Annotated in this window: 16 protein-coding genes and 1 pseudogene; 15 read left to right on the forward strand and 2 right to left on the reverse strand. The window is 59.8% G+C overall.

Annotated features, from left to right (window positions below; all coding sequences use genetic code 11):
• Positions 1 to 185: 185 nt before the first annotated feature.
• Positions 186 to 1,195 (reverse strand): annotated as a pseudogene (tsaD, locus tag MUN79_RS26000) (tRNA (adenosine(37)-N6)-threonylcarbamoyltransferase complex transferase subunit TsaD).
• A 237-nt stretch (positions 1,196 to 1,432) separates the two neighbouring features.
• Between tsaD and MUN79_RS26005 the strand changes: the two are divergent.
• The 11 genes from MUN79_RS26005 to MUN79_RS26055 all read left to right on the forward strand — a co-directional run bounded on the left by MUN79_RS26005 (position 1,433) and on the right by MUN79_RS26055 (position 13,046).
• A complete protein-coding gene (locus tag MUN79_RS26005) occupies positions 1,433 to 4,117 on the forward strand; it encodes a DUF748 domain-containing protein (protein ID WP_244675397.1) in 2,685 nt (894 codons plus the stop codon).
• Positions 4,118 to 4,176: 59 nt separating this feature from the next.
• Positions 4,177 to 6,039 (forward strand): translocation/assembly module TamB domain-containing protein, encoded by a 1,863-nt coding sequence (locus MUN79_RS26010; RefSeq protein WP_244675398.1) that lies wholly within the window; start codon positions 4,177 to 4,179, stop codon positions 6,037 to 6,039.
• 124 nt (positions 6,040 to 6,163) lie between these two features.
• On the forward strand, positions 6,164 to 7,057 hold the full coding sequence (locus tag MUN79_RS26015; RefSeq protein ID WP_244675399.1) for a cell division protein FtsX: 894 nt from the start codon (positions 6,164 to 6,166) through the stop codon (positions 7,055 to 7,057).
• An 83-nt stretch (positions 7,058 to 7,140) separates the two neighbouring features.
• Positions 7,141 to 7,467 (forward strand): DUF3098 domain-containing protein, encoded by a 327-nt coding sequence (locus MUN79_RS26020; RefSeq protein WP_244675400.1) that lies wholly within the window; start codon positions 7,141 to 7,143, stop codon positions 7,465 to 7,467.
• Positions 7,468 to 8,256, forward strand: coding sequence for an undecaprenyl-diphosphate phosphatase (locus MUN79_RS26025; RefSeq protein ID WP_244675401.1), 789 nt, complete (start codon positions 7,468 to 7,470; stop codon positions 8,254 to 8,256).
• Positions 8,253 to 9,068: a tRNA pseudouridine(55) synthase TruB gene (gene truB, locus MUN79_RS26030; protein ID WP_244675402.1), complete on the forward strand. Its 816-nt coding sequence runs from the start codon at positions 8,253 to 8,255 to the stop codon at positions 9,066 to 9,068. The genes MUN79_RS26025 and truB overlap by 4 nt, the downstream gene beginning before the upstream one ends.
• A gap of 53 nt (positions 9,069 to 9,121) precedes the next feature.
• A complete protein-coding gene (locus tag MUN79_RS26035; protein WP_244675403.1) occupies positions 9,122 to 10,075 on the forward strand; it encodes a bifunctional riboflavin kinase/FAD synthetase in 954 nt (317 codons plus the stop codon).
• Between the two features lie 253 nt (positions 10,076 to 10,328).
• Positions 10,329 to 11,033 carry a CoA transferase subunit A gene (locus tag MUN79_RS26040; protein ID WP_244675404.1) on the forward strand — a complete coding sequence of 235 codons (705 nt, stop codon included), beginning with the start codon at positions 10,329 to 10,331 and terminating at the stop codon, positions 11,031 to 11,033.
• Positions 11,034 to 11,044: 11 nt separating this feature from the next.
• Complete coding sequence (locus tag MUN79_RS26045; protein ID WP_244675405.1) at positions 11,045 to 11,374, forward strand: cupin domain-containing protein; 330 nt, start codon at positions 11,045 to 11,047, stop codon at positions 11,372 to 11,374.
• Positions 11,375 to 11,455: 81 nt separating this feature from the next.
• A complete protein-coding gene (locus MUN79_RS26050; protein ID WP_244675406.1) occupies positions 11,456 to 12,112 on the forward strand; it encodes a CoA transferase subunit B in 657 nt (218 codons plus the stop codon).
• A gap of 109 nt (positions 12,113 to 12,221) precedes the next feature.
• A complete protein-coding gene (locus MUN79_RS26055) occupies positions 12,222 to 13,046 on the forward strand; it encodes a hypothetical protein (RefSeq protein WP_244675407.1) in 825 nt (274 codons plus the stop codon).
• Positions 13,047 to 13,175: 129 nt separating this feature from the next.
• Here the strand turns inward: MUN79_RS26055 and MUN79_RS26060 are convergent, their stop codons facing one another.
• Positions 13,176 to 13,553 (reverse strand): hypothetical protein, encoded by a 378-nt coding sequence (locus MUN79_RS26060; protein WP_244675408.1) that lies wholly within the window; start codon positions 13,551 to 13,553, stop codon positions 13,176 to 13,178.
• 366 nt (positions 13,554 to 13,919) lie between these two features.
• Here MUN79_RS26060 and MUN79_RS26065 point away from each other — a divergent pair, with 366 nt between their 5' ends.
• The 4 genes from MUN79_RS26065 (at position 13,920) to MUN79_RS26080 (ending at position 21,216) form a co-directional block, all read left to right on the forward strand.
• Complete coding sequence (locus MUN79_RS26065) at positions 13,920 to 15,461, forward strand: bifunctional GNAT family N-acetyltransferase/carbon-nitrogen hydrolase family protein (protein WP_375378274.1); 1,542 nt, start codon at positions 13,920 to 13,922, stop codon at positions 15,459 to 15,461.
• A gap of 472 nt (positions 15,462 to 15,933) precedes the next feature.
• Positions 15,934 to 16,863 carry a helix-turn-helix domain-containing protein gene (locus tag MUN79_RS26070; protein ID WP_244675410.1) on the forward strand — a complete coding sequence of 310 codons (930 nt, stop codon included), beginning with the start codon at positions 15,934 to 15,936 and terminating at the stop codon, positions 16,861 to 16,863.
• 98 nt (positions 16,864 to 16,961) lie between these two features.
• Positions 16,962 to 17,756 carry an SDR family oxidoreductase gene (locus MUN79_RS26075; protein WP_244675411.1) on the forward strand — a complete coding sequence of 265 codons (795 nt, stop codon included), beginning with the start codon at positions 16,962 to 16,964 and terminating at the stop codon, positions 17,754 to 17,756.
• Between the two features lie 823 nt (positions 17,757 to 18,579).
• Entirely contained in the window at positions 18,580 to 21,216 is a 2,637-nt protein-coding gene (locus tag MUN79_RS26080; RefSeq protein ID WP_244675412.1) for a beta strand repeat-containing protein, read from the forward strand.
• Positions 21,217 to 21,403: the final 187 nt, after the last annotated feature.

Below are 21,403 nucleotides of genomic sequence, written 5' to 3' on the forward strand. Positions count from 1 at the left end.
AAATGCCGCCGCGCAGCTTGCACGGCGCGGCGGGTATTCTAAAGAGTAGCGTAGGTACGCAAATTCGCGGGATTGGGCGAACCGAATACGGTAGAGACGCCTATTTGCGTCTCATCGTTGAACAATAACAGCCGCGCCGCCTGGGCAAACAACGTCCGCACCACTTGAGCCGCAGCCAAGCCGTTCTACGTGAGCTTCAGGCGCGGGTCGGGGCTGACCAGTGGCTCGGCAAAGTCCTGGGCCTCGAACTGGAAGTGGGCCGTCATGGCCACCATGCCGGCGTTGTCGGTGCAGAACTCGAAGTCGGGAATGAAGACCTCCCACCCTTTTTCGGCGGTTAGCTCGGTCAGGGCGGCGCGCAGGCCGGAGTTGGCCGCCACGCCCCGGCCAGGGCAATCTGGGTTAGCCCGTTGTCCTGAGCAGCCCGCACGAGTTGGCGGAGCAGGGTTTGAATGATGGTGTATTGAATACTGGCGCAGAGGTCGGCCAGGTTTTCCTGCACGAAGTTCGGATTCTGGGCCGTTTGCTGGCGCAGAAAGTAGAGCACCGAGGTTTTCAGGCCGCTAAAGGAAAAGTCGTAGCCGGGCATGGCCCCCAACGGAAACGGGAAGCGCGTGGGGTTGCCCAGCTTGGCCTGCTTATCCAGGTGGGGGCCGCCGGGATACGGCAGACCCAGCAGCTTGGCTGTTTTGTCGAAAGCCTCGCCGGCCGCGTCGTCGATGGTTTGGCCGATAACCTGCATGTCCATGGGACTGCGTACGATGACCAGCTGGGTGTGCCCGCCGCTGACGGTGAGGCACAAAAACGGAAACGCCGGCCGCGGGGCCCGGATGAAGTGAGCCAGGATGTGGGCCCGCATGTGGTTGACGGCAATCAGGGGCTTGCCCAGGGCCTGGGCAAAGGTTTTGGCAAACATGCTGCCCACCAGCAAGGAGCCGAGTAGGCCCGGACCTTGGGTGAAAGCCACCGCGTCGAGGGCGGATTTGTCTACCTTTGCCCGGCGTAGGGCTTCCTGTACCACCGGAATTAGGTGCTGCTGGTGGGCGCGGGAGGCCAACTCCGGCACCACGCCGCCGTATTGTTCGTGCACTTGCTGCGTGGCTACTACGTTGGCCAGGATTTCGCCGCCAGCCATTACGGCCGCCGACGTATCATCACAGGAAGACTCGATAGCCAGAATGACGGGGAATTGCATGCGTATCAGAAGAGTTAGGAGCAGTACTACCGCCTGTTTTACGGCGGATGGCTGCATAATTTTACTACAAAGGTCGTTTAAAACACTAAACCAAGCCGCTTGTCCAGTGTCTGTGTAGCGTAAAGAGCGGCTGGGGCTTTTCGGCCCTGGTTTGGAAACTATGTTGCCAGCCAGGCAGCCATTGCCGCAAATCCCGCATCTTCGTACGTAAGCCCAACATTCTCTAGTTCCTTATCTGTGCCCCGGTTCGTCTCTATCACGCTTAAAATTCTGCTGGGCCTGCTCCTGTTGCTGGGGCTGGTGGTAGGTGGCGCGCTGATAGCCCTGCGAATTCCGAGCGTGCAAACCAACCTGGCCCACCGGGCGGCTACCATCCTGACCAAAAAGCTCGGGCAGCGCGTCATCGTGGGACGCGTGGACGTGCGCCCCTTTACCCGGGTGGTGCTGGAAGGCGTGCGGGTGCTAGACCGGCAGGGCGGCGAGTTGTTCAACATTGGCAAGGCCGACGCCGACATCGAGCTGTTTTCCCTTTTCGACCCCACTCACCTGCACGTAGGCAAGCTCACGCTGGAAGAGCCGCGCTTTGCGCAGATAACCTATGCCAACCAGCCCGACTCCACCAACCTGTCGCAGTTTCTGGCCGCCGTCAAGCGCCTGATTGGGCCCACCGACACGACCAAGGTTGCCAGCAAGCCGTTCGATTTTAAGATTAAGGCCATTGCCCTACGCAACGGCCGCTTCGTGCTGGACCGCCGCAACGTGGCCCGGGCCGAATCCTACGGGCGTACCATCGACTACGCCCACATGTACATCGACAGTATCTACGGCGACGTGAGCCAGCTGTGGCTGCGCGGCGACACGATTCACGCCCAGATTGACGGGCTGCGGGCCGTGGATACCCCGTCCAAAACCCGGCTGAAAGAGCTGACGGCCAACATGACTTACGGCGACAAGTTCTGGGAATTTGATGGCCTGGATTTGCGCGTGGGCAACAGCCGGCTGCGGCCCTACATCAAGTTCAACTACCAGCACTTCCTCAACTTCGTTGATTTTAACGACTCGGTGAAAGTCACGGCCCGGCTGGATTCGTCGCGGGTATACTCCGACGACATTGCCCTGTTTGCGCCCCAGCCCTTTATCCGGGACCTGAAGGAAACCGTGCTGATTTCGGGCGAGGCCAAGGGGTACGTAACCAACTTCACGACCAAGAACCTGGACGTGGTGTACGGCAAGAACACCCGGGTGCGGGGCAACATCAACGTGCAGGGCCTGCCCAACCTGAAGGAAAGCTTCGTGGAAATGCGCCTCAAGCCTTCGGTTATTGACGGGCGCGACATCCGGCGCTACATTCCGGCCTCGGGCTGGCCCTACGTGGCCCGCCTGGGCACGGTGCGCCTAAACGGGCAGTTTCTGGGCTTCTACAACGACTTCGTGGCCAACGGCGCCTTCCGCACGGCCCTGGGCGAGGTGGTATCCGACGTGAACATCAAGTTCAAGACGGACCCGGCTTATTCCACCTACGAAGGGCAGGTAAAGACCACAGCTTTCCAGCTGGGCAAGCTGCTCGGCGACGAAACCATGGTGCGCGACATCACCATGAACGGCCGGGTGGAAGGCGTAGGCTTCACGCCCGAACGGGCCCGACTCAAGGCCAACGCCAGCGTGCAGAGCATCTGGCTGAATGGCTACCGCTTCCGCAACATCACCACCAACGGGCAGTTCAGCCGCCAGTCGTTTGATGGTCAGCTGGCCGTGAATGACCCTAACCTGCAGATTGACGCCAACGGCACCATCGACCTGAACAAGGCCCGGCAGGCGTTTGACGTGCAAGCCCGGATCCGGCGCGCCGACCTGCAGGCCCTGGGTTTGACCAAGCAAAGCGTGGTGGTGGCAACTACCGCCGACGTGCAGTTTGAGGGCCTCAAGCTCGACAACCTCATTGGCCGGGCCATCCTGCGCAATTCCCGCCTGAGCTTTGCCGGCCGCACCGTGCCCATCGACACGTTCGACGTGGTGAGTCAGCGCACCGGAGCCCAGCGCCGCGTGACGGTCCGCTCGGAGGTGCTCAACCTTACGGCCGCCGGCAACTTCAACTTCAGCACCGTAGCCCGGGACGTGCAAACGCTGCTGACCGAGTACCAGCTCAACTTCGAAAGCAACGACGCGGCTATTGCCAACTACTACCGCCGCAAGCAGCAGCGCCCCATTCAGGATTACCAGATTGCCCTGGATTTGTACCTGAAGCAGGCCAACCCGGTGCTGCAGCTGTTTGTGCCCAGCCTCACCGTGTCGGACTTCTCCCGCATCGACGGCTCTTTCCGCAACGGGCCCACCTCGATTTTCTCCTTGGCCGGCCACTTCAACGGCATTCAGTACGACAGTGTGCGGGCCGTGAATACCGACTTTGAATTCAACACCAGCAAGCTGCCTTACCAGCCCGAAGTGCTGGCTCAGGCCAACATTACGTCCGAGCGGCAGGTGCTGCCTGGGCTGGGCAACACCGAGAAATTCTACGTGGAAGGCGTCTGGGACCAGGAGCGCATCAACTTTTCCACGTCCCTAGCCCAAACCAACACGACCAATAAGGCGGCCATCAATGGCTCCCTGGTTTTCTTGCCCCAGGCCGTGCAAATCATCTTCCGGCAGTCGGGCGTGAACCTGCTGGGCAAGGACTGGAATATTGCCGCTGACAACTCCGTCATTATCTCGGGCGGCGGCAAAGAGTTTAACATTCAGAACTTTACCCTGAGCAACGGCCCGCAGAGCATCAGTGCTCAAGGCTTTCTTTCTACCGACCCCAGCAAGCAGCTGCAACTGGCCGTCAAGGACTTCGACCTGACCACGCTCAATTCCCTGACCACGCAAAACCTGGCAGGCCGGGTGAATGCGGCCGGCACCATCAGCGGCGTGTACGGCCCCTGAAAATTAACAGCACGCTCGGCATCGACTCCCTGCAGTTTGATAAGGTACTGATTGGCAACGTGCGCGGCAGCAGTGAGTGGAACAACCGCAACGGGCAACTCCTTGTAGATGCCGACGTGCTGCGCAACGAGCAACGCGTGGTGCGAGTGGCCGGGACCTACGCTCCCCAGGCCAAGGAACAGCAGCTCAACGTAACGGCTGTGCTCGACAATGCCCCGGTGAAGCTGGCCGAGCCCCTGCTCAATTTCCTCTTTAAGGACATGGACGGCACGGCCGCGGGCACTCTGCGCCTGACCGGTCGCCTGGCCGCACCCACCCTGACCGGCAACGTGGACGTGACCAACGGCAAGCTCACGTTTATCTACTTGGGCACCACCTACACTTTCTCCGACCGGATCCGCTTCAGCGAGGACCGGATCAACTTCCGGGAAATCAAGCTGCGCGACCCGCTGGGCAACACCGGTACGCTCGACGGCAACATCTTTCACCAGGGCTTCCAGAACATGCGCCTGGGCCTCAGGGCCAGCTTTGCCAAGCTCCTGGTACTCAACACGACCCGCAAAGACAACGAACTGTACTTCGGCACGGCCTACGCCACCGGCGACGCGGTAATCTTTGGGCCTACCAACAACCTGGTTGTGAATGTGCGGGCCCGTAGCGACGCGGGTACCCGTCTGTCGCTGCCCCTCGATAATGCAGCTAAAGCTCAGCAAGCCAACTATATAAAGTTCGTAAACCGCAACCTGCGCGACACAGTTACCACCGTGAAGGTACCTACGGCTGCCGCGGGAAAGATAGACTTGTCGGGCCTGCGCCTGAACATGAACCTGGACGTGACGCCCGATGCCTACGTGGAAATCCTGCTGGACGAAAGCACCGGCGACGTAATCAGGGGCACGGCTGCCGGACAGCTGCGCCTGAACATCGACACCCGCGGCGACTTCAACATGTTCGGGCAGATTGAAATTGTGCGCGGGGCCTACAACTTTACGCTGCAGGGTCTGATTAACAAGGAATTCGTGGTGCGCCCCGGCGGTACCATTTCCTGGAATGGCGACCCGCTGGCCGGCGAGATGAACGTTACGGCGGCCTACACCCAGCGCACGTCCCTGGCCCCAATTCTGGGGCAGGCCGCCCTCAATAGCCGGGCCGTGGTGCCAGTAACGGCCGTGATGAACCTGACCGGCCCGCTGCTGCTGCCCGTGATTCGTCTGAACCTGGAGTTCAACGACGCGCCCTCGTCCCTGGAAGGCGACCTAGCGGCTTTCACATCGTCCTTGCGCAACGACGAGCAGGAACTCAACCGCCAGGTATTCAGCTTGCTGGTGTTCAAGCAGCTCTCACCGCCCGGACAGTTCACCCAGATTAGCCTGCGTGGCAACGACAACACGGTACAGAACAGTCTGGGCCAGATTCTGAGCACTCAGCTGGGTTTGCTCACCTCCCAGATTGACCAAAACCTGGAAATCGACTTTAACATCAACGGCTTGACGGCCGAGCAGCTGCAGGCGTTGCAGGTACGCCTGAGCTACAACTTCCTCAACGGCCGCCTGCGCGTAACCCGGGAGGGCGGCTTCAATAGCGGGGCCAACGGCACTGTCAATCCCGACGGCACACCCAACACCACCGGCCAGGCTTCCCTGCTCGGCGATTTGAGCCTAGAGTACTACTTGCGGCCCGATGGGAAATTCCGGGCCAAGCTGCGCTACGAAACCACGCCCCGCGACTTCAACAACATTACCACCACCGACGAGGCGGCGCGGGCCAACCAGGCCCGGGCTGGAATCAGCTTGCTCAACACCGAACAATTCGACTCGTTCCGGGAGCTGTTTTCGCGCAAGCGGCTAAGCCGGCGGGCCGCCGCTGCCCGCAAGGCCCGCGAGGTGCTCAACGTGGACGACGACCCGCGTACCGTTCTCTAGGTGAAGCTGCACGGAGGAAGCTGATTGTTGAATGCGGCTGGTCGATTGGCTAATTCCTCAATTAACCAGCAACAATCCGCCCGCAACATTCACATTCAACATTCCAAAAGTTACCTTTGCCCGTATGGCCCAAAACCGCCCGACCCGCAAGAAAAAGCTTGGCAGCTACCCGCACCTGATGGTAGTGTTCAGCATTACGCTGTCCTTGCTGGTCATTGGCTTGTTTGGCCTGCTGCTGATTCACGCCCACAAGCTCTCCAATCTGGTCAAGGAAAACATCGAAATGCAGGTGTACCTCGACCGGGACCTGCCCGAAACCCAGCTGCTTCGGCTACAGCAGGACTTGAGCCGCAAGAAGTACGTGGCCTACAAAAACGACCAGCCCCAGGTGCGGTTTCTCTCCAAGGAAGAAGGCGCTAAGCAGTTTCTGGACCAGACCGGCGAGGACGCCGTGCAGTTCCTGGGCGACAATCCCCTGCGCGACGCCTACCTGCTGAAAATCAGCGCCGATTACACCGATTCGACCCAGATGCGGCGCATCGTGCAGGAGCTACGGGCCGAGCCGGGCGTGTACGAGGTGGAATACGTGCAGAGCTTTATTGACTCGGTCAACAAGAACCTGCGCAAGATCAGCCTGGTGCTATTAGGCTTTGCCCTGGTTCTCACGCTGGTTGTTACGGTGCTGATTAACAATACTATCAAGCTGGCCCTGTTCTCCCAGCGCTTCCTAATTCGGAGCATGCAGCTGGTGGGTGCCACTTCCTTTTTCATTCAGCGGCCTTTCCTGCGGCGGGCTACCTGGCAGGGCTTTGCCAGCGGCGCCATTGCGGCTCTGCTGCTGCTGGCCGGGCTCCAGTACGCGTATTTGCAGCTGGAAGAGCTGCGCCTGCTGCGCGACGAGCGCCTCATTGGCATCCTGATGGTAAGCATGGTGCTGCTGGGCTGCGGCATCGGCTTTCTGAGCTCCTACCGCGCCGTGCGCAAGTACCTGGGCATGTCGCTCGACGATTTATACTAAGCTAGTGCACGGTGTACAGCACCCCAGCCGTGACGTTACAACCTAAAGCACTACGCACCAAACCTTACGCTTCACACACGAATATGGAACCGAAACAAACTCCCCGCTTTGCCTTCGGCAAGCGCAACTACCGCCTGATGTGGCTCGGGCTAGCTATTCTGGCAGCTGGCTTTATTACCATGACCCTGGACTCGGCCGACTACGGCGAAGGTTTCCTAGGCATTACCCTGGGCCCGATTCTGCTGGCCGTGGGCTTTATCATTGAGTTCTGGGCCATTATGGCCAAACCCGGCGACGCCGCGCCTGTAGCTACCGATACCGTCACCCGCGCCGAAGTTAACGCCCAGCCCATAGCTCCGGCCGCTCCGGTAGCCCCCGCTCCCACGGCTCCTACCTACAAGCGTTCCTAAATGAACTACTGGCACGCCCTGATTCTGGCTATTGTCGAAGGCTTAACCGAGTTTCTACCCGTTTCCAGCACCGGCCACATGATTATCGTGGCCAACCTGCTGGGCATCGGCCAATTACCGTTTACCGAAACCTACATTACATCCATCCAGTTCGGCGCTATTCTGTCGGTGGTGGTGCTCTACTGGCGCCGCTTTCTGCAGAGCTTCGACTTCTACGTGAAGCTGGCCGTGGCTTTCTTGCCCTTCGGTCTGCTGGGCTTTCTGCTCAAGGATGTCATTGCTGACCTGCTCAAAAGCGTCACGGTAGTGGCTTCGTCGCTGGTAGTGGGCGGCATTGTGCTGCTCTTCGTGGACCGCTGGTTTAGTGAGTCGCGCAAGCAGGTGACCACGCCCAGTACGCTGCAGGCCCTCAAAATCGGCTTGTTTCAGTGCCTGGCCCTGGTGCCCGGCGTGTCGCGCTCGGCCGCTACCATCGTGGGTGGCCTGGCCCAGGGCTTCGACCGTCGCTCGGCTGCCGACTTCTCCTTTTTGCTGGCCGTGCCCACCATGTTCGTGATTACGGCCTACGAGATGTACAAGACCTACAAGGTGAATGCGCCTAAGGTCGAGGACCTCGAAGTGCTGGCGTTCGGCAATGTCGTGGCCTTCATTGTAGCCCTGCTGGCGGTGAAGTCTTTTGTGAATTTTGTGTCGAAGTTCGGCTTCCGGGCTTTTGGCATGTACCGCATCATCGTGGGCGTTACCATTCTGGTAATGATTGCCCTGGGAATTAATCTGCACCTGATATGAGCGAAAACCAACGCACGTTCGACTTTGAAACCGGCGAGGTTTTGCTGCTTGACAAACCCCTGACCTGGACCTCGTTCGACGTGGTGCGCAAGGTCAAGAACACACTGCGCATCAAAAAAATCGGCCACGCCGGCACCCTCGACCCGCTGGCTACCGGCCTGCTGATCTTGTGCACGGGCAAGAAAACCAAGCAGATTGACTTGATTCAGGTCCAGGAAAAAGAGTACACCGGCACCTTCCGCCTGGGCCAGACCACCCCGTCGTTTGACCTGGAAACGCCCGTCGATGCCGAGCTGCCCTACGCCCACATCACGCCCGAGCAGCTACAGGAAGCGGCGCTGGCCTTTACCGGCCCGATTCAGCAGACGCCGCCGCTGTACTCGGCGGTGAAAATCAACGGGGAGCGTGCCTACGAAGTGGCCCGCCGCGGCGACACGGCCGAAATTAAGTCCAAGGAAGTAACCATTAAGGAGTTTGAGCTGACCGGCATCAACTTGCCCGACGTGGAGTTTCGGGTGGTGTGCACCAAGGGTACCTACATCCGCAGCCTGGCCCGCGACTTTGGCCTGCACCTGGGCTGCGGGGCTCACCTGACCAAGCTTATCCGCACCCGCATCGGGGAGTACCGCGTGGAAGATGCCCTGACGATGGAAACCCTGGAAGCGTTGCGGCCGCCGCAGCCCGAGGGCGACGCCAGCCGGCCGCCGCGCCCGGCCAAAGCCCGCCGCCCCGAGCAGCGCGCCGGCCTGGAGTATTTCCAGGCCAGCACCAATCCGGCTCCCGACTCAGACCCGACGGCTTCGGCTTCGTAAAAAGCTACCCGGGCGAGGCTTCGCTCATTCACCACTACACTTATTTTCCTCCGATGGAAGTCTTTCACGACCCGGCGCAGTTTCCTCACCTCGGCAATGCCACCGTTACGACCGGCACTTTCGACGGCGTGCACCTGGGGCACCAGAAGATTTTGCGCCGCCTGCTGGAAGTAGCCAAGCAAACCGGCGGCCCTTCGGTGGTCATTTCCTACTGGCCCCACCCGCGCCTGGTACTGGAGCCGCCCCTGGCTCATCCCGAGCCCTTGAACATTCAGCTGCTCTCTACGCTGGAAGAACGCTCCAAGCAGCTGGCTGACTTCGGCGTGGACTATCTGCTGATCGTGCCCTTCACCAAGGAGTTTTCGGAGCTGACCTCGGAGCAGTACATCCAGCAGATTCTGCTCGACACGGTCGGCGCGCGTAAGCTGGTAATTGGTTACGACCACCGCTTCGGCAAAAACCGGGAAGGCAGCTTCGAGCACCTGAGTCAGCATGCCGACCGTTACGGCCTGGAAGTAGAGGAAATTCCGCGCGAGGACGTGGATGCTTTGGCTGTCAGCAGCACCCGCATCCGCCGGGCCCTGGAAGCCGGCGACATTCTGACCGCCAACCGCTACCTGGGCTACAGCTATCCGCTGACCGGCACCGTGGTGCGCGGCAAGCAGCTGGGTCGCACTATTGGCTTCCCCACGGCCAACATGCAGGTAGAAGAGCCCCTGAAGCTGGTGCCGGCCCGGGGCGTGTACGCCGTTATGGCCACCACTGCCGCTGGCACTCACCACCAGGCCATGCTCAACATCGGGGTACGGCCCACCGTGGCCGGCAACCTCGATCAGACCGTGGAAACCCATCTGCTCGACTTCGACGGTGACCTCTACGACCAGCCCCTGACCGTGCAGCTGGTGGCCCGCCTGCGCGACGAGCAGAAGTTCAACGGCCTCGACGAGCTCAAAGCCCAGCTGGCTCAGGATGCCGAGGACGCCCGTCAGCACTTGGTCGGCGGCTGAGTTAGGCTTGGTCTGTTACTCTTAAATTAGTCCGTCAAGTCGAGCAAAGCGAGACATCTCGCGTGGCATCGTTTGAGTAGTAATCAGACATCATCACGCGAGATTCCTCGACTCCGCTCGGAATGACGTTCTAACTGCTGCGTCCTGAATTGATACCCGATGAAGCAGCCCGGTTTTCTGTCCAGAAGGCCGGGCTGCTTCATTTCCCGGGCATCTTGCTATTTTCGACCCGCAAACCCTCCTTTCCCACCCCATGATTAACAAAGTAGTAGCCGATGCCCAGGCGGCCCTGCACGGCCTCACCGATGGTATGACCCTGATGCTCGGCGGCTTCGGCCTGTGCGGCATTCCCGAAAACTCCATCCAGGAAATCCTGCGCCTCGGCGTCAAAAACCTGACCTGCATCAGCAACAACGCTGGCGTCGACGACTTCGGCATCGGGCTGATGCTGCAAACCAAGCAGGTACGCAAGATGATTTCGAGCTACGTGGGCGAGAATGCCGAGTTTGAGCGGCAGCTGCTCTCGGGCGAGCTGGAAGTCGAGCTGATTCCGCAGGGCACCCTGGCCGAGCGGTGCCGGGCCGGCGGAGCGGGCATTCCGGCCTTCTACACCCCGGCGGGCTACGGCACCGAGGTGGGCGAAGGCAAGGAAAGCCGGGAGTTCAACGGCAAGATGTACCTGCTCGAAACCGCCCTGCACGCCGATTTTGCTTTTGTGAAGGCCTGGAAGGGCGACACGGCCGGCAACCTGATTTACAAGGGTACGGCCCGCAACTTCAACCCCATGATGGCCACCGCCGGCAAAATTACCGTAGCTGAAGTGGAAGAGCTGGTGCCCGCCGGCGAGCTGGACCCCAACCAGATTCACACGCCGGGCATTTTTGTGCAGCGTATTTTCCAGGGCAAAGACTACGAGAAGCGCATCGAGCAGCGTACCGTGCGCCCGGCTACCATCTAACCCGCCTTCCCATGGACGCGAATATCTCCCTGCTGCAGGCCCAGGCCAAAATTCAGAAGGAAGGAAACCCTCCTTTCACCGTGCTGCTGCGCCACGGCAGCATGCGCACCGAGTATTTCGCGCCCAGTGAAGTCGACACCCAGACGCCCCACCCCCAGGACGAGGTCTACGTCGTTATCAGCGGCGAGGCCGTCTTCAACCGGGCCGGCGAAATGATTCAGTGCCACCCCGGCGACCTACTTTTTGTGCCGGCCGGCATGCCCCACTTTTTCGAGGTGTTTTCGGCCGACTTTGCCACCTGGGCCATCCTCTACGGCCCCATTGGAGGTGAAAGCGCCTAGTGACTTTCCTTTTCCCCGAGGCCCTTACCCTACCCAACTCCCACGACCGGGCGCCTACCCCGCGCCCCCAGAACGACCCTTATGCTTGACAAACACGGCATTGCCAAACGAATAGCTCAGGAAGTAAAAGACAACTCCTACGTCAACCTCGGCATCGGCATCCCGACGCTGGTAGCCAACTACATTCCGGCCGGTATCAACGTGGAGCTGCAAAGTGAAAACGGCCTGCTCGGCATGGGCCCCTTCCCCACCGACGACCAGGTGGACCCCGACCTGATTAACGCCGGCAAGCAGACCGTCACGACCCTGCCTGGCTCCAGCATCTTCAGCTCGGCCGACTCCTTCGGCATGATTCGCGGGGAGCACGTGGATTTGACCATCCTGGGCGCCATGGAAGTTTCCGAAAACGGGGACATTGCCAACTGGAAGATTCCGGGCAAAATGGTGAAAGGCATGGGCGGCGCCATGGACCTAGTGGCTTCGGCCAAGAACATCATCGTGGCCATGCAGCACGTAGCCAAAGATGGGAGTAGCAAGCTGTTGCCCGCCTGCACCCTGCCCATTACGGGCCTGCGCTGCGTGAAGAAAATCGTGACGGAGCTGGCTGTGCTCGATATTACCCCCGACGGCTTCGTGCTGCGTGAGCGGGCCCCGGGCGTATCGGTAGAGCAGATTCAGGCCGCTACAGCCGGCAAGCTGGTGATTCCGGCGGCCGGCGTACCGGAAATGGTAATTTAATACCGGCTCAGCCCGTGCATTTGTAAGTTTAAGCGGGGACTTTAGGTCCCCGCTTGTATTTTCCACCTCTGCCAGGACATTCTTCCCCTGCAGCCCACCACCACTCCGTATGAGAATCTACCTTGTTGTGCTGCTGTTCTTATTCCAGCTGCCTGCCCGGGCCAGCCAGATTGTGGTGGGCATCTGGTCGAAGAATTTCCTGGCCTGGGACGTGTGGGAGCAACAGATGCCCAAGCTCACGCACCGCCTGCTGCTCTACAACCAAGTGGCCCGCGAGGTAGCGCTGGAAATCCGGCTGCTGCGCTTCAAGGAGAAGAACACGCAGTTTATCACCGTACCAACCCACAAGGTGCTGCTTCGGGTGAAGCTCCAACCCGGCCAGCTTGCGCAGTTCAAATACCCCAAGCAGGGTACCGGGCACGATTATATGGAGTTCTTCGAAAATGGCCAGCGCGTAGGTATACAGGAAATCAACGCTGCTCAACCGCCCGCCACGGTCTTACGCCCAGACTTCCGGTACTATACCGCCAACAGCGCCAACTTCGGGCAGCTGGGCTACTGGCTGGCCCTGGAGTCGCTCTACCAGCAGCCAGGCCCCGCCCGCCTGGCCCTGACCATTCCCAAGGGCTACGATGAAGCGTACCAGCTGGTGAAAGTCACGGCGGGTATGGATACGCTCAGCCCTCGCTCCAGCAACCTGGATTCGCTACGCATCACCGACGCGGCCATCGTCCGGCTCGACAACCAAAGCTGGGGAGCCGTCCTGCCGCGCCCGGCCCTGCCCGAGTCGGCGGCCCCGGCCCTGTTTACGCTGGAAACCCAGTACATGAGCAACTCCTACTACTACGACGAACAAAAGGTAAAGCACCCGCGCCTGGAGTCGAGCGGCGGGGCCCGGCGTTTCATTCCGGTATTTGCCCGTCCGCGCGACTAAACTCCACTGCTGCACTGGCTTGATTCTACCTTGTACCTAAAGTGGCCAGCTGCAGATAATCGGCAATAGTATCGACCAGCAGGCGGCGGATAAACTGAATTTCTACTTCGCCAGCTTTGTCGGGTAGCGTCACGGTAACAACGTAGTAGGTTCCCAGCCCCAGGTGCCGCGGCGCTCCTGGGGTACCCCAATGGCCGACCACGGAATCAGCAGGGGCGGATGCCCAAAGCGGAACGTCGGCAGCACGGACAGCCGCAGACCCTCAGGTCCGTACTGAATTCGCAGCACGCCGCCGTACCTGGACCCGGACAGCACCGCATCGGGCCGCCGAAGCGTAGCCGACTGCAGCCAGAATGACTGGTGAAATACCGCCCTAGGATAGTTGCCAGCCGGAAAATACCGGGCCAGCTGCCGCCAGCCGCTCAGAGAAACAACCCAGCACATCAGCAGCCAGAAGGCCACAAACCCAAGGGGAAATACGATGGGCAGGGAGGTTTCTGGGCGCATGGCAAAGCGAGAAGTAGGAAAGCTGGGACTCAGCTCCACCGGCATTTGGAAAGCAGGACACAAGTATAGCCGAAGGGCAAACCGAAACCAGTGCCGGATGAGCTATTTTCCCATCTAAGTTGTTGTGGCCTCGTAAAATGAAACCCGGGGCTTCTATCCTGGTATCTTTGCCACCTTCTTTCGACACTTCTTCCTTCCTATTATATGGCCACTTCTGCAAATGGCAAAACGAGCGGCAGCCACGCTAAGAAAGTTGCTGCTGATAAACCCTCGGTTCCGGAGCTGCTCACGCCCACGGCGGTGCCAGCCCACAAGCTGGTGCTGCGCACCCTGCGCCGGTCCGACTTCAAGGCTGTGAAGGCCATCATGGACAAGGTGTACTCCAACATGGAAGGCTCCTGGTCGGCCGAGGAATTCGGCGCTCTGATCCGCAAGTTTCCCGAGGGGCAGATCTGCATCGAGGACAACGGCGTGGTCGTGGCTGCGGCCCTGGCCATCATCGTGCAGTACTCCGAGTTTGGCGACAAGCACACTTACGCCAAGATTACCGGGCAGGGCAAGTTCAACACCCACAACCCCGACGGCGACACGCTCTACGGCGTCGACGTGTTCGTGGACCCCGAGTACCGCAGCCTGCGCCTGGGCCGCCGCCTCTACGACGCCCGCAAGGAGCTCTGCGAAAACCTGAACCTGCGGGCCATGGTGGCCGGGGGCCGGATTCCGGGCTACGCGGCCTACGCCAACGAGATGACACCGGCCAAGTACGTGGAGATGGTGCGCAACAAGGAAATCACCGACCCCATCCTCACCTTCCAGCTCTCCAACGAGTTTCACGTCCGCAAAATCATCCGCGGCTATTTGCCCTACGACTCCGAAAGCAAGGCCTTTGCTACGCTCCTGGAGTGGATCAACGTGTACTACGAGGAAGAGGAAAAGCTCATTGGCAACCAGAAAAGCAACGTGCGCATCGGCATCGTGCAGTGGCAGATGCGCGCCACCCGCTCCCTGGAAGACCTCTTGCAACAGATGGAATTCTTCGTTGACACCGTCTCGGGCTATAAGTCCGACTGCGTGATGTTCCCCGAGTTCTTCAACGCCCCGCTCATGGCCCTCACCAACGAGGACTCGCCGGCGGTGGCCATCCGGGCCATGGCGGCCTTCACCGAGCCCATCAAGGCCAAGATGATGGAGCTGGCTGTGAGCTACAACATCAACATCGTGGCGGGCTCCATGCCCGTCTACGAGGATGGCAAGCTGCACAACGTGGCCTACCTCTGCCGCCGCGACGGCACCGTGGACGAGCAGTACAAGCTGCACGTAACGCCCGACGAAGCTTCCTACTGGGGCATGCGCGGCGGCGACAAGCTCAAGTGCTTCGACACCGACTTCGGCAAAATCGGCATCCTGGTGTGCTACGACGTGGAGTTCCCCGAACTGGCTCGTATGCTCTCCGACGAGGGCGTAAAAATCCTGTTCGTGCCCTTCTGGACTGACACCAAGAACGCCTATCAGCGCGTGCGGATCTGTGCCCAGGCCCGGGCCATTGAAAACGAGTGCTACGTGGCCATCACCGGCTCGGTCGGCAACCTGCCCCGGGTTGAAAACATGGACATTCAGTACTCGCAGAGCGCCGTGTTCAGCCCCTCGGACTTCGCCTTCCCCCACGACGCCATCGTGGCCGAGGCCACGCCTAATACGGAGATGACCCTGATTGCCGATCTGGATTTGGACCTGCTCAAGGACCTGAACACGAGCGGGGCGGTGCGCAACCTGCGCGACCGGCGCAAGGACCTCTACTCGCTGAGCTGGACGATCAAGAAGTCGGACCGCGACGACGAGCTGCTGGCCCAGGGCACCGACGAGCGTCACCCCCGCGTAAGCAAGCGCAAAGCCATTGCGGCCGGATAAGGCTATAAGTAGCTAAGATTAAAGGCCCCGCATCACGAATGATGCGGGGCCTTTTTTTATGGTTAGATAGCAGCGCGAACTTTGTAGTTCGCGTGCCAGGGAAGTCTCGGGTAGCGGCTATATCTGTAGCTACCCAATGAGCCTGCCGAATGCGGAGGAAACCTCTACCAAAACAGTACCCGAAACTCATCTCCACTTCGAATTTCGGGTACGTTGAAAGGTGAACCCGTTTTTTGAACTCAATCTGGTCTGTAGAGCTGTTTTGCCATGCAAATAGAAGTGCATAGGCGGCAGTTCAGGAAAAGGAGCGTTTTTGCTAGGTCCCCTCTAGCCCTTGTTCTTTTCTGTCAAATAGGGAGCGACTTTTCGACCCAACCATTTAGTCAAGGCCGGCACCCGGAGCCAGCAGTTGCGCGCGGCCAGCCTTACCTTGCCCAGAAGTCCTACCTTTGGATTTCGCAACCCTCAACCTATGCAAACTACTTCGCTTGACGCTTTTTACCAGCAGTTGGCTACAGCGGCTGGCGCGGAACTGCACACCCTGTTACCGCCCGATATTCAGCAGGAAATCGGACACTTCAACGTCTTCAACGTGGCCGACCTCTTTCGGCACCACCGCGAGAAGCCGACGATGCCATATGACCGGCGGGCGTATTACAAGATTAGCCTCATCCGGGGCCGCAGCCGGGCTGAGTACGCGGATAAAGTAGTGGAAATAGAGCAGCACGCGCTGCTGTTTGCCACCCCCAAGGTACCCTACCACTGGCTGCCCGAAGATCAGGAGCAGGACGGCTACTTCTGCGTGTTCACCGACGCATTTTTGCTGCCCGCCAAGAGCGGCGTGCGGCTGGAGGAACTGCCCCTCTTTCAGCCGGGCGGCTACCCCGTCTTTGCCCTTACGAACGAGGAATACGCTGAACTCCACGACCTTTTCCGCAAGATGGCCCGCGAGATTACCTCGGCCTACGCCTACAAGTACGACCTGCTGCGCACCTACGTGCTGGAGCTGATTCACTGGGGGCAGAAGCTGCAGCCGGCCACGGCGCTCTACCCGGCGCACACGGCCGCGACGCGGGTAAGCTCGCTGTTTGCGGAGCTGCTGGAGCGACAGTTTCCCATCGAAACGCCGCAGCAGAAGCTGCGGCTGCGCACGGCCAAGGACTACGCCGACCAGCTGGCCGTGCACGTCAACCACCTGAACAAGGTGCTGAAGGAAAATACCGGCCGCACCACCACCGAGCTGATTGCCGGCCGCGTCATCCAGGAAGCCAAGCTGCTGCTGAAGCAAACCAACTGGAACATCTCAGAAATCTCCGACAGCCTCGGTTTTGCGGAAGTCGCGCACTTTTCCAACTTCTTCAAGCGGCAGACTTCCTTATCGCCCGGCGCCTTCCGGCTGTAGACCAAGGTGTGAATTTTGCAAAAGATGGATTGCTAGACGCAAACACCCCGTTGGTTTCCGGGCAGACCTTTGCCCGGTCATTATTCCCCTACCAACCCATGGATTTACGTCACAACACCATCCTCATTACCGGCGGTACCAGCGGCTTCGGCTACGAGTTTGCGGCCCGGCTACTAGAGCTGGGCAACACCGTGCTCATCACGGGCCGCAACCAAGCCAAGCTCGACGACACCAAGCGCCGCCTGCCCCGCGTGCACACCTTTCAAAGTGATGTAAGCGACCCGCAGGCTATCCAGCACCTCTACCAACAGGTTGTCAGCCAATTTCCGGCGCTCAACATTCTGATTAACAACGCCGGGGAGATGCGCAAGCTAAACCTGCAAGACCCGACGCTGGACTTGCTCGACCTCACCCGGGAAGTCGAAATCAACCTGTCGGGTCCTATTCGCATGGTGCAGCAATTCTTGCCGCACCTCAAAACCCAACAGACAGCCGCCATCCTAAACGTTACCTCGGGCCTGGCCTTAACACCATTTCCGCTGGCTCCCATCTACGGGGGTACCAAGGCGGGGCTGCGCGCCTACACCAAAGCCCTGCGAGTGCAACTGCAACCTACCCAAGTAAAGGTGTTTGAACTGGTCGCGCCCGCCGCAAAAACGCCCTTGGCGGACCCGTTTGCCGGCGTGATGGACGAGAGCATGTTAATGGATCCGGGCAAGCTCATCGCCCAAGCCATTGAAGGGCTCCAGCAGGATAGATTGGAAATCTACCCCGGCCTGTCGCGCGTCATGCGCTACATGAGTCGCCTGGCCCCCGGCGTGCTGCTCAAGCAAATGAGCAAGGGCGTAATTGAGGCTTTTGCCCAGCCCCAGGGGAATGTCTCGGCGCGGTAAGTTGCCCGCTTGCCTTCCCCCTACATAGCGATAAAACTTGCGACCGGCCTAGATTACCCATGAAGAGGGAAGAAACAACCGGCCCGTTTGCTTATGATTCTAGCTCAGCGAAACGGTCGGAATAAAAAACGAAAGGTTGCCTAACGCTTATCGGGTACTTTGCTCCCGCTATGACCGACCACCAGCCACCGACGCTTGCCACGAAACTCTCTTCCAGAATAGGGCCGCTACTACTCTCTGTGTTGCGCCTCGCCCTCTCGATTGTCGGGTATTTTGCGTGGCAAGTCGTTGGGGTATTTGTGTATTTCTTCACCTACTGCTGTGGCGCATCTGGAGATAGGGCGGGCGACTGGATTTCAGCAGGGTGTGTAGCCCTGCACATCGGGCTACTGAGCTGGCTTTTTCGCCGCCGGTTGGTATACAGTACATGGATGGAATGGGCTCTCAGCATTGGGTTGGCTCTGGGAATCTTTGCCTTTACCAAACTATCGCACCACCCCTAAGCAAATTTGGTTAGGCCAATCTCTGCGCTGCCCAGTTCACGAAAACGGTGGTTAAACATAACACCTTCCCTGCGCAGTCGCTCGGCTGTGCCGAGTGACCACTACGCGCTTTTTTACACTTCCGTGGGAAGCTATCTGAAGGCTAGCGGCTTCGTTTGGTCTTTCTCGTGAGCTGGGGCCGCTGTCTTCATTGAAGCCTCTTGTCTGAAAAAGGGCGGCGTAGATTATAATATTACTATATACTAGATGTAGCTTTGTCGGACGTGCCAGCACGCTACTGTTGGCAAAAAGCTCTTTTGTCCCCGACTCTATCCTACTCTATGAAGCATACACTCCGCTTGCTAGGGCTTCTTTTGCCCCTGGGTCTTTGCGCCAGCTCCGCAACAGCTGGCACCCTTTCCGGCCGCGTCTTTGAGGACGTCAACTACGGCGGCGGCAGTGGGGCGCCTTACTCCACCACTGGGGGCTTCGTGGGCCGCCCGGCCCGGATTGAAATTTACCGGAGCGGCACGTTCGTTACCGCTGTTACCGCCGCAGCCGATGGAACCTGGAGCTATTCCTACTCCACGGGAAACAGTACGTTCGTGGTGCGGGTGGTTAGCGGTTCGGTAACCTCCAGCCGGGGAACGGCCACCAATTTGATACCCGTCGTCACGTTTCGGAAGCGCTACACAGGTAACAATCCGAATAGCCAGGTGGACGACCCAAACTACGTGGGCGGCGAGGACCCAACGCAGGCCGATGTCGGCAACACCACTTCCGGTAGTTTAAACACCGGCGCCCAGGTGCAAACGACGGTAACCGACGCCGATGACAACGAAAACTTTACGAACATCGACTTTGGCTTCAGCTTCGACGTGGTGGTGAACACCAACGATGCGGGCCAGGGTTCGTTGCGGCAGTTTATACTCAACGCCAACGCCTTGTCGAATTCCGCCATCGACCAGCGCCAGTTCAGCAACGCGGGCACAGCCACGGGGACCAACTTTCCGGCCGGGCAGGAAACCAGCATCTTCATGATTTCGGACGGGACAGCCCGGCCCGGCTTACGGGCAGGCCTCGACAACCAGCTCACTAATGCCAGCGGCGCGGCTTCCACGACCAGCAGCCGCGCCCTGATTACCCTGGCTTCTACCCTACCTACCCTCACCGACCCCGGCACCGCCATCGACGGCACCACTCAGACCACTCTTTCCAACTCTAACTCGGTCCAACTGGGAACCGGTGGGGTTGTGGGTACGGAAAGCAAGCCCCTGGCCCGGGTGGCGGGTCCGGAAGTGGAACTGGCCGTGCTGGGCGGCACCATCGGCCTAACCCTGAATGGCAACAGCATGGTGGTGCGGGGCTTGTCGATTCACGGCGGCACCTACGGCGTGCAGGCCGACTCGGGCACCAATCTGCTGATCGAAGGCAATGCGTTTGGTACCACGGCCTTCTCCATTGCGGCTCCCTCGGCCAATCTGACCAGCAACATTCTGCTGTATCTGCGCAACCCCTCTGGTACCGTCCGCAACAACATATTCGCCCACGCCGGCTCGTCCAACCTGAATTATTCGGGTGGCTTTAATGATGCTAACAGCGGCTATACCATCACCCAGAACGAGTTTTTGCAGGCCGGCCGGACCACGGCGGGCGGCGACAATATCTCAGTGGGCGACCAAGCTGCCTCGGGGCCGCTGACCATTACCGAAAACCTGATCCGGGACAGCAACAGCAGCGGTATTCAGTTCGAGATTAGCGCCATCCGAAACAACCTGGTCAGCAACAATACAATTCAGGGGAACGGCAAGGGAGGTACCAGCAGCCGCCTCGAAGGCTCCGGCATCCATTACCTGCTGCGCGCCGACGGCCGCCAGAGCTCCAACACCGACGTTATCAGCAAAAACATTATCAGCGGCAACCAGTCGTCGGCCGTGGTGATTAACTATGGTCAGCGCAACGTGCAGGTCACCCAAAACGCTATTTATGGCAACGGTGACGGCACTACGGGCGGCCAGGGATTGATTGCCATTGACTACACGCCGGCCACCTACCGCGTCGGCGGCAACAGCGCCTACGGTCAGGGCGACGGTGTGACGCCTAACGACGGCACCCTGGATATGAACAAAGCCAATGGGGGCATGAACTACCCCATTATCACGAAGAAAAACGTGACCACCGTCGGGGGCAACACCGTGCTACACGTGGAAGGGTTTGTGGGGCGCACGGCCGGCCAAACCCTGTTTGCCGGTACGGTAGTGGAATTTTACCGGGGCGACAACACCACGGATACCAACCAGAACGGGGAAGTTTTTGCCGGGGACGGGCAGAGCTTTCCCCACGGTGAGCCCAGCGCCTACATTGGCTCGCTGACTACAGGGGCCGATGGTTCATTCAACACGGACATCACCTTCCCGACGAGCGCCATGTCGCCGGCCCTGCAAACGTCCGACCCGATTAACGCCACGGCCTTTAAAAGCGGCTACGGCACTTCGGAAGCAGGCATCAACCTTATTCCCAACACGATTCCACCCGGGACCCTTCCCGTCTCGTTGGTTGGCTTCCAAGCAGCCTGCGTCCCGGCCGGCGTGCGCCTGACCTGGCAGACGGCTTCGGAAGAAAACAATGCCGGCTTCGAAGTGCAACGGAGCCTGGATGCCCGCTCATTCACCAAAATCAGCTTTGTACCCGGCGTCGGCACTACCGCCCAGCGCCAGAGCTACACCCTGCTGACGGCGGCCCCAGGGGCGGCCACGGCTTACTACCGGCTTCGCCAGCTGGATCTGGACGGCAAGGAAAGCTTCTCGCCAGTGGCCGTGCTGGCCTGCGCCCTTACGGCTCCGGCTACCTTGCGCCTAGTGCCTAACCCGGCCCGGGACGCAGTGCAGGTCCAGAACGCTACGGGCCCCGTGCAGGTACTCGACTTGACCGGCCGCATAGTGCGGGAACAAGCCAGCACCACACAGCCCTCGACCTGATCGGGCTGCACCCGGGCCTTTACCTGGTGCGGGCGGGTAAGATGAGCGCCAAGCTAGTGGTAGAATAAGAGAACTGCCGCGACACTGCCCCGACAAGGGCTCAACCCGTGTAGTTGAGGCCTTGCTCGTTTTGGCCCGGCCTGAGGCCGTACCCTCCTACCCTGGGGCCACGGTACCGAGTAACGCC

Source organism: Hymenobacter cellulosilyticus, from assembly GCF_022919215.1.
Lineage (GTDB): Bacteria > Bacteroidota > Bacteroidia > Cytophagales > Hymenobacteraceae > Hymenobacter > Hymenobacter cellulosilyticus.